The organism is Psychrobacter sp. TB20-MNA-CIBAN-0197, assembly GCF_040309765.1.
In the GTDB taxonomy this organism is placed as follows: Bacteria; Pseudomonadota; Gammaproteobacteria; order Pseudomonadales; family Moraxellaceae; genus Psychrobacter; species Psychrobacter submarinus.
The window spans coordinates 1-232 of record NZ_JBEOPC010001461.1; the positions used below are offsets into that span (position 1 = coordinate 1).

Consider the following 232-nt stretch of genomic DNA (forward strand, 5'->3'; position numbering starts at 1 on the left):
GATCCTTTCGCTGCACGACGCGGTGAAGCAATTCGTCAACGACGGCGACACCGTCGCCCTCGAAGGCTTCACTCACCTGATCCCTACGGCAGCGGGTCATGAAATCATTCGTCAAGGCAAGAAAGATCTGACGCTGGTGCGGATGACGCCTGACCTGATCTACGACCAACTGATCGGCGCCGGTTGCGCGCGCAAACTGATTTTCTCCTGGGGCGGCAACCCGGGTGTTGGT

The 232-nt window shown here is 59.1% G+C and carries 1 protein-coding gene; it reads left to right on the forward strand.

Annotated elements, in window-relative coordinates; all coding sequences use genetic code 11:
• Positions 1 to 232: CoA-transferase (locus tag AAEY83_RS18815; protein WP_351061750.1), on the forward strand; the 232-nt coding region annotated here is incomplete at both ends.